We start from the raw sequence: 8,582 nt of genomic DNA on the forward strand, positions 1-8,582 counted from the left end.
CGGCCAGCAGCCCCTGGCCGACCACCTCGGCGTCACCCGCGTCACCCTGAACCGCGCGCTGTCGGGACTCCGCCGCGAGGGCCTGCTGGCGTACGCCCGCGGCGAGGTGGAGATCATCGCCCCCGAGGCCCTGGCGCTCCGCGCCACGCCCGGAGAACGCTGACCGCACCACTGCCGCGCCCTACCTCCCGGTAGTCACGCCGCCGCCCCCGATCGGGCCGCATGGTGGCGTCGCCTTCCCTGACGTGGCATATCCTCGAATGAGTCGGAACATAAGGTACAAACCGACCGAAGGACGCCATCGCCATGCGACTCCCGCCGCGCGGCGGCCACCGCCGCGATGTCGGAGGCGCCGAGGCCCCCGCTCCACCCGGCGCGTCCCGGGTCCCCCTCGTCCTGTTCCCGGTGCTGATCATCGCCATCACCGCGGTCATCGACGTCTCGACCCCCCGCACGACGCAGGTCGCACCGCTGCTGGTCGCCGCCCCCGTGGTGGCCGCGGCGACCATCTCCGTACGGGCCACCGCCGTGATCTCCGCCATCGTCGTCGCCCTGACCGTGGCGATGAACGTCTACCACGACCTCTGGGGCGCTCTCAGCTCCGACATGACACTCGCGTCCGCCGCCGCCGTGGGTCTGGCCAGCATCGTGGCCGCCGTCATCCGGGAGAAGCGCGAGGCGGAGCTGAAACAGGTCCGGTCGGTGGCCGAAGCCGCGCAGCGCGCGCTGCTGCGACCGCCGCCGCCGCGCATCGACCGGCTCGCCGTGCGCAGCGTCTACCTCGCCGCCGAGGCGGAGGCGCAGATCGGCGGGGACCTGTACGAGACCCTGCAGACCCCGTACGGCGCCCGCGTGCTCATCGGCGACGTACGGGGCAAGGGGCTGCCCGCCGTCGGCGTCTCCGCCGTGCTGACCGGGTGCTTCCGCGAGGCGGCGTACCGCGAGCCGACGATCGGCGAGGTCGCCGGGCGGATGGAGGAGACCGCGCTCCGGGAGATCGACCGGGACGACCCGTGCGAGGCGTACAGCGAGCGCTTCACCACCGCCCTGCTGGTGGAGATCCCCACCGAGGAGCCCGTGGCGCGCATCGTGCACCTGGGCCACCCGGAGCCGCTGCTCATCCAGGGCGGCACCGTCACCGGCCAGCTGCCCGACCGGCCCGGCGTCCCGATCGGGCTCGGCGGACTCGTCGGCACGCTGCCGGTCCCGCAGACGATCGACTTCCGCCCCGGCGCGCGGCTGCTGCTCTACACCGACGGGTTCATCGAGGCCCGCAACGAGCACGGGGTCTACTTCCCCCTGGCGGAAAGCGCCGCGCGGCACGCGGACGAGGACCTGGACGGCCTCGTCGCGGGGGTGCGCAAAGACCTGCTCCGGCACGCCGGCAGGCAGCTCGCCGACGACGCCGCACTCCTGGCCATCGAACGCCTCCCCGACACCCCACCACCGCTCTGACGTCCGGTGCGGGGGGAAGCCGCGCAGAAACGACGAAGGCGACGCGGCCCACGCCTTTCGTGGGCACACGTCGCCTCTCGCCGCCTAGGGAGGTGCGGGTGGCGGAGCCCCCGCTGCGCGCGGCGAAGCCGCGCAGAAACGACGAAGGCGACGCGGCCCACGCCTTTCGTGGGCACACGTCGCCTCTCGCCGCCTAGGGGGGTGCGGGTGGCGGAGCCCCCGCTGCGCGCGGCGAAGCCGCGCAGAAACGACGAAGGCGACGCGGCCCACGCTTTTCGTGGGCACACGTCGCCTCTCGCATTCGTGGAGATGGCGGGAATCGAACCCGCGTCCAACGGTGCAGGGACAGGACTTCTCCGAGCGCAGTCCGCTACGTTTTTCTCGGCCCCGGAGATCACGCGGACAAGTCTCCGACGGGCTCAGTCACTGTGGTTTGTCCTGCTACACCCCGTGACCGGGTCTAACAGTGGAGTCCCCTAGCTGATGCCAGGATCCGGGTCGGGAACACCCCCGGGCTGACACTTCGCAAGTCGCTACTTATGCAGCGAGGGCGAAGGAATCGCGCTTGGTGTTGGCGATTATTTGTTTCGGCCTGTGGTTAACGAGATCATGGCCGCTTCCTCGGCTCGCTTCTCCTGTTCCGACAGCCGCTGTCGAAACCGATCATCCCCATGTGGTGTTTTCAAGGTGCGCAACCCACGCGGAGCTGCTGCGCACAGCCTACTGGAACAACGCCGCGCGGTGCCACCGCATTCCCCCGCGGCACGCGCCCCGTCCGCGCAGGTCAGCCGCGGAACTTGCGCCTCGCCGCCGAGATCGCCTTCTGCGCCTCGCGGTTGTCCTGCTTCTCGCGCAGCGTCTGCCGCTTGTCGTACTCCCGCTTGCCGCGCGCCAGCGCGATCTCGACCTTCGCCCGGCCGTCCTTGAAGTACAGCGCCAGCGGCACGATCGTCAGCCCGCTCTCCTGCGTCTTGCCGATCAGCTTGTCGATCTCGGCCCGGTGCAGCAGCAGCTTGCGCTTGCGGCGCGCGCTGTGGTTTGTCCACGTACCCTGCGAGTACTCCGGAATGTGCACGTTGTGCAGATAGATCTCGCCGCCGTCGAGGTGCGCGAAGCCGTCGGCCAGCGAGGCCCGCCCCTGGCGGAGCGACTTGACCTCGGTACCGGTCAGCACGAGCCCCGCCTCGTACGTGTCGAGGATGAGGTAGTCGTGCCGCGCCTTCTTGTTCTGCGCGATCAGCTTGCGACCCGTGTCTTTACCCATAGCCGGGCCATTGTCGCCTAGACGCCGCTCCCGAGGCCACTCAAAACCGTGCGGGCCTCCTCCTCGGCGTCCCGGTCGCCGGTGACGGCCAGGTCGAGGTCCGGGGTGACGCCGACTCCCTCCAGGCTGCGCCCGGCCGGGGTGCGGTACTCGCCGACCGTCAGCTCGGCGACCGAGCCGTCCGGCAGGGCCTTCGGCATCTGGACGGAGCCCTTGCCGAAGGTGGGGGTGCCGACGACGACGGCGCGGCCGCGGTCCTGCAGCGCGCCGGCGAGCAGTTCGGCGCTGCTCATCGTGCCGCCGTCGACGAGGACGACCAGCGGCGTACGGGTGTTGCCGCCGGGCTCCGCGTACAGCGCCTGCTGGCGGCCCTCCAGGTCGTACGTCGCCACCACCCCGTCGTCGAGGAAGCCCGACGCCGCCTCGACGGCCTCCACGACGAGGCCGCCGGAGTTGCCGCGCAGGTCGAGGATGAGGCCGTCGCTGCCGCGGGCCTCGGCCGCGGCCCGGCGCACCTCCGCGCCGCTGCCGCGGGTGAAGCTCTCCACCCGGATCACGGGGGCGGTGGCGCCGTCGTCCTCGGGCTTGTCCTGGCGTACGGTCACGGGCTCGGTCTTCAGCTCCACCCGGCGCACGGGCCGCGCCCAGCGGCGCTCGCCGCGCTGCAGCGCAAGCACCACCGTGCTTCCGCGCGCCCCCTCCCCCAGTTCCTCGCCGCGCAGCAGCGCGACGACTTCGGTGACGGGACGGCCCGCGACGGGGGTGCCGTCGACGGCGCGCAGCGTGTCGCCGACGCGGATGCCCGCCTCGTCGGCCGGGCTGTCGGCGCCGACCTGGGCGATCTCCATGGCGCCGGCCCGGTCGGTCTTGATCCACAGCCCGACGCCGACGTACCTGCCCGCCAGCATCTGCTGGAGCGACTCGTACTCGCGTGCGCTGTACGCCGTCGACCAGCGGTCTCCGCTGCGGCTGACCAGCTCGCCCGCGGAGTCGGCGGTGCCGCCCTCGCCGCCGCGCGGCTCGTAGACCTGCTCGTCGGCGACGTGGCCCGTGAGCACCTTGGGCGGGCGCTCGGCCTCGCCGGGCCAGGACCCGGTGGCGGCGCCGGTGGCCAGGACGCTGACGAAGACCAACGTCAGGGAGGCCCCGCGGCGGAAGGCGCTGCGGGGCCTGTCGCTGTCAGACGAACCCGACATGCCGCTGAGTGTAGGACAGCGGCGGGCGCCTCAGGGGGAGTTGACCACGCCGCGGCACGCACGTGGCGTAGGCCACACCCACCCTGATTGTCAGACCTTGAGGTATTTACGCAGCGCGAAGAACGCGGCGATGCCCGGCATGAGCAGGCCGATCGCGACGACGAGCGGCAGCACCCGGATCACTTCGTCCCAGCCGATGAAGTTGATCAACAGGATCTTGTCCGCGAGCCAGTTGTCGATCAGGAAGTGCTTGCCGCCGACCAGCAGCACGGCGGCGAAGCTCGCGCCGATCAGCCCGGCGACGGCGGCCTCGACGATGAACGGCAACTGGATGTAGACGCTGGACGCGCCCACCAGCCGCATGATCCCGGTCTCCCGGCGTCTGCTGAACGCCGACACCCGTACGGTGTTGACGATCAGCATGATCGCCACGACCAGCATCAGCGCCATCACGCCGATCGCCGCGTACGTCATGCCGTTGAGCAGGTTGAACAGGCTCTCCAGCACGTTGCGCTGATCCTGTACCTCCTGTACGCCCGGTCTCTCGGCGAAGGCGCTGGTGATGACCTCGTACCGCTCGGGGTCCGTCAGCTTGACGCGGAACGACTCCTGCATCTGGTCCGGCGTGAGGGAGGAGGCCAGCGGCGAGTCGCCGAACTGCTCCTTGTAGTGCTTGTACGCCTGTTCGCTGGACTCGTACTGGACGCTCTCGACGACGTCCAGGGCCTTCAGGTCGTCCTGGATCTCCTTCTTCTGCTCCGCCGTGACCGCGCCCTTCTCGCAGTTGGGCGAGGTCTCGGCGTCCACTTCGTTGCAGAAGAAGATGGAGACGTTGACCTTGTCGTACCAGTAGCCCTTCATGGTGTCGACCTGCTTGCCCATGAGCCAGGAGGCTCCGAACAGGGCCAGCGACAGGGCCACGGAGACGATCACCGCGAAGGTCATCGTCAGGTTGCGGCGGAGACCGACACCGATCTCCGAGAAGACGAACTGGGCGCGCATGCCCGTCCTTTCAGCTCCGGGGGCAGCAGCTCAGTGCTGGTATCCGTACACACCGCGGGACTGGTCGCGTACCAGCCGCCCCAACTCCAGCTCGATGACGCGCCGGCGCATCTGGTCGACGATCTGCTGATCATGCGTGGCCATGATCACTGTGGTACCGGTCCTGTTGATGCGGTCGAGCAGCTTCATGATGCCGACCGAGGTCTGCGGGTCGAGGTTGCCCGTCGGCTCGTCCGCGATGAGCAGCATCGGCCGGTTGACAAACGCCCGCGCGACGGCGACGCGCTGCTGCTCACCGCCGGACAGCTCGCCGGGCATCCGCTCGCCCTTGCCGGAGAGCCCCACGAGGTCGAGCACCTCGGGGACGGTCTTGCGGATCTGGCCGCGGGGCTTGCCGATCACTTCGAGGGCGAACGCGACGTTCTCCGCGACGGTCTTGTTCGGCAGCAGCCGGAAGTCCTGGAAGACGGTGCCCAACTGGCGCCGCATGTGCGGCACCTTCCAGTTGGACAGCCGCGCGAGGTCCTTGCCGAGCACGTGCACCTGGCCGTGGGTGGTCCGCTCCTCCCGCAGGATGAGCCGCAGGAACGTGGACTTGCCGGAGCCGGAGGACCCCACGAGGAACACGAACTCGCCGCGCTCGATCTCCAGCGAGACGTCCTGGAGCGCGGGGCGGTTCTGCTTGGGGTACAGCTTGGTGACGTTGTCGAATCGGATCACGCTGGGCTCCCTGTCGCGGTCGCAGGTGACCTTACGCGAATGCGGAGGGGGCGCGCAGTCGCCGTGGGCGGTTGGTGCGTTTCGTCACGGACAAACCGCCCGGGTCCCGGGCGGAGATCGGTCGGGGATCGGGCGGCGCGCGCCGATTCGGTCCGGACCTGGCACAGTGGTAGGTGGAGAAGTGGAACCTGCGGTGCACCAAGAGCGAAGCGGGAGGAGGAGGCACATGACACGCGACTGGCTGGTCTGCGCGAACTGTGCGGGACCCGTGAGCGAGGGCCGCTGTCCCGTCTGCCGGGCGAGCAGGGAGCGCATGCGCCAGGAGAGCGGCTGGCGCGGCGTGCCGCCGACCACGGTGTGGATACTGCTGGCGCTGCTGGCGGCCGTGGCGGCCGTGCTGTTCCTCCAGCACCGGACGGCATAGCCGCGAAGTCCGCGGGGCGGCGCGGAACGTACGGCGCAGGGATCCCCCGCGCATGTGATCTGCATCACATACTCTTGATCGACGGCGCGTGACGCAGCGCCACGAAGCACGCGGAAGGGCCCGGAGCGATTCGCTCCGGGCCCTTCGTGTCGCCTGTAGGGCGTGCGCTGCGGGTCAGGCAGCCGACTCGTTGCGGGTCATCAGCCGCGGGAGCAGCCGGAAACCGACGCCGCCGGCGATGATGCTGGCCGCACCCACGAGCAGGTACGTGGTACCGCTGGAACCGGTGTCGGCCAGCTCGTCCTGCGGCTTGCTGTCGCCGGCCGGGGACGGCTCGCTGCCGCCGGAGGTCGACTCGGCCTCGCAGATCACACTGTCGCCGTCCAGCTCGCAGTCGGCGTCGCCGCCGCCGGTGCCGCCGGTGGTCTGCTGGCCGCCGGTGGTCTGCTGACCACCGTCGTCGCCGGAGCCGCCGTCGTCACCGGAACCGCCGTCGTCGGCACCGCCGTCGGTGGTGGTCTCGCCGGTGGTCTCACCGGTCGTTTCGCCCGTGGTCTCACCGGTCGTTTCACCGGTCGTCTCGCCAGTGGTCTCACCGGTGGTCTCACCGGTCGTTTCACCGGTGGTCTCACCCGTGGTCTCGCCGGTGGTCTCACCGGTCGTTTCGCCCGTGGTCTCGCCGGTGGTCTCACCGGTCGTCTCGCCAGTGGTCTCACCGGTCGTTTCGCCGGTGGTCTCACCCGTGGAGCCCTCGATGAGGCCGGCGATCACGCCGCCGGCGTCCTCGTCACCCTGGCCGTTACCGGACTTGACCTGGACCTCGACACGCGTGTCGCCGCCGTCGTCGCCGGTCGCCTGCGCGGCACCGGCGGCGGCGAGCGAAGCCCCGCCGGCGATCAGCGCGCTGGCGGCGACACGCGCCACCCGTACACGCACTTTGTTCGTCATTTGCTCGCTACCCCCAGTAGCCGTACTCGATCAGTGGGCTGGCGTCGGTACGGGGCCTGTTCGCGGCGGGCTTACCCCCCTGAGTCACACGAACCCCACACACCTACAAAGCTCGGCCGTCAGCCTCGCGGGTATTCCCTGGAGCGTCAAGCGAGTTGAGACGGGGTTGTACCTTTTTCCGGCCAATGTCCGGGGCAAGTGGTGCACGACTGTGACACTCCGGCGGCACGCACAACGCCCACGGTCAGACGTGGAATTGCAGCGGGCGGACCGCCCCGCGCACCCCGCCCGGCGACCGCCGGGCCTCAGCTGTCGGAGGCCGCCTGCTCCTGCTGCTTGCGCCAGCGGATGCCCGCCTCCAGGAAGCCGTCGATCTCGCCGTCGAGCACGGCCTGCGGGTTGCCCACCTCGTGCGTCGTGCGCAGGTCCTTGACCATCTGGTAGGGCTGGAGCACGTACGACCGCATCTGGTTGCCCCACGAGCCGGCGCTGTCGCCCTTGAGCGCGTTCATCTTCGCCTGCTCCTCCTCCTTGCGCTTGGCGAGCAGGCGGGCCTGCAGCACGCGCATGGCGGCGGCGCGGTTCTGGATCTGCGACTTCTCGTTCTGGCAGGAGACGACGATGCCGGTCGGCAGGTGCGTGATGCGGATCGCGGAGTCCGTGGTGTTGACGGACTGGCCGCCCGGCCCGGAGGAGCGGAAGACGTCGATCCGGATCTCGTTCTCCGGGATGTCGATGTGGTCGGTCTGCTCCACGACGGGCAGCACCTCGACGCCGGCGAACGACGTCTGGCGGCGGCCCTGGTTGTCGTACGGGGAGATGCGCACCATGCGGTGCGTCCCCTGCTCGACGGAGAGGGTGCCGTACGCGTACGGGGCCTTCACGGCGAAGGTCGTCGACTTGATGCCGGCCTCCTCCGCGTACGAGGTGTCCAGCACCTCCGTCGGATAGCCCTTGTGCTCGGCCCAGCGCAGGTACATGCGCTGCAGCTGCTCGGCGAAGTCCGCGGCGTCCACGCCGCCCGCCTCCGCGCGGATGTTGACCATGGCCTCGCGCTGGTCGTACTCGCCGGACAGCAGCGTGCGCACCTCCAGCTCCTCGACCGCGCGCCGGACGTCGGACAGCTCGCCCTCGGCCTCGCGCTGCGTGTCGGCGTCGCCCTCGCTCTCGGCGAGCTCGAAGAGGACTTCGAGGTCGTCGATACGCCCGCGCAGCTCCTCGGTCTTGCGCAACTGCCCCTGCAACAGGGACAGCCTGCTGGTGACCCGCTGCGCGTTCTCCGGGTCGTCCCAGAGGGCGGGGGCCGCCGCATCCTCTTCGAGCGCGGCGATGTCGGCCCGCAGCCTGTCGAGGTCGAGCACGGCCTCGATGGAGTCCATGGTCGAGCTGAGGGCCTTGAGCGATTCGGATACATCAGGTGCTGCCACCCCACCAGCGTACCGCTGCATACGGCGGCCGCAGGTGGCGCGTATCCGCGGATGCGGAGCGCGGTCAGGGTTCCGAGGTGGTGGAGCGGTCGCCGCCGCCGCTCCCGCCGCCGTTGTCACCGCCGCCCGACGCGACCAGCCAGCCG

At 70.3% G+C, this 8,582-nt stretch carries 9 protein-coding genes and 1 other RNA gene; 3 read left to right on the plus strand and 7 right to left on the minus strand.

Going from position 1 to position 8,582, the window contains the following annotated elements; genetic code table 11:
* The first annotated feature begins 13 nt into the window (after positions 1 to 13).
* Together H5J30_RS10285 and H5J30_RS10290 are read left to right on the plus strand one after the other, a co-directional pair.
* Positions 14 to 163: a helix-turn-helix domain-containing protein gene (locus tag H5J30_RS10285; protein WP_309505485.1), complete on the plus strand. Its 150-nt coding sequence runs from the start codon at positions 14 to 16 to the stop codon at positions 161 to 163.
* Positions 164 to 306: 143 nt separating this feature from the next.
* Positions 307 to 1,455, plus strand: coding sequence for a PP2C family protein-serine/threonine phosphatase (locus H5J30_RS10290; RefSeq protein WP_181787121.1), 1,149 nt, complete (start codon positions 307 to 309; stop codon positions 1,453 to 1,455).
* 301 nt (positions 1,456 to 1,756) lie between these two features.
* Here H5J30_RS10290 and ssrA read toward each other — a convergent pair.
* From ssrA to ftsE, 5 genes are all read right to left on the minus strand, one after another.
* Positions 1,757 to 2,126: a transfer-messenger RNA gene (gene ssrA / locus H5J30_RS10295) on the minus strand.
* A 113-nt stretch (positions 2,127 to 2,239) separates the two neighbouring features.
* The gene (gene smpB, locus H5J30_RS10300) at positions 2,240 to 2,719 is read right to left on the minus strand and encodes an SsrA-binding protein SmpB (RefSeq protein ID WP_181787122.1); all 480 of its coding nucleotides are present in this window, start codon (positions 2,717 to 2,719) and stop codon (positions 2,240 to 2,242) included.
* A gap of 17 nt (positions 2,720 to 2,736) precedes the next feature.
* On the minus strand, positions 2,737 to 3,852 hold the full coding sequence (locus tag H5J30_RS10305) for a S41 family peptidase (RefSeq protein WP_181787127.1): 1,116 nt from the start codon (positions 3,850 to 3,852) through the stop codon (positions 2,737 to 2,739).
* A gap of 153 nt (positions 3,853 to 4,005) precedes the next feature.
* A complete protein-coding gene (ftsX, locus tag H5J30_RS10310) occupies positions 4,006 to 4,917 on the minus strand; it encodes a permease-like cell division protein FtsX (RefSeq protein ID WP_181787123.1) in 912 nt (303 codons plus the stop codon).
* A 30-nt stretch (positions 4,918 to 4,947) separates the two neighbouring features.
* A complete protein-coding gene (gene ftsE, locus H5J30_RS10315; RefSeq protein ID WP_018840485.1) occupies positions 4,948 to 5,637 on the minus strand; it encodes a cell division ATP-binding protein FtsE in 690 nt (229 codons plus the stop codon).
* A gap of 226 nt (positions 5,638 to 5,863) precedes the next feature.
* Between ftsE and H5J30_RS10320 the strand changes: the two genes are divergently transcribed.
* Positions 5,864 to 6,061: a hypothetical protein gene (locus H5J30_RS10320; protein WP_181787124.1), complete on the plus strand. Its 198-nt coding sequence runs from the start codon at positions 5,864 to 5,866 to the stop codon at positions 6,059 to 6,061.
* A 174-nt stretch (positions 6,062 to 6,235) separates the two neighbouring features.
* On the opposite strand, the gene H5J30_RS10325 is transcribed toward H5J30_RS10320, so the two are convergent.
* A complete protein-coding gene (locus tag H5J30_RS10325) occupies positions 6,236 to 7,009 on the minus strand; it encodes a hypothetical protein (RefSeq protein WP_181787125.1) in 774 nt (257 codons plus the stop codon).
* A gap of 305 nt (positions 7,010 to 7,314) precedes the next feature.
* Positions 7,315 to 8,436: a peptide chain release factor 2 gene (gene prfB / locus H5J30_RS10330; RefSeq protein ID WP_181787126.1), complete on the minus strand. Its 1,122-nt coding sequence runs from the start codon at positions 8,434 to 8,436 to the stop codon at positions 7,315 to 7,317.
* Positions 8,437 to 8,582: the final 146 nt, after the last annotated feature.

This window comes from Streptomyces phytophilus (genome assembly GCF_013870535.1).
In the GTDB taxonomy this organism is placed as follows: domain Bacteria; phylum Actinomycetota; class Actinomycetes; order Streptomycetales; family Streptomycetaceae; genus Streptomyces; species Streptomyces phytophilus.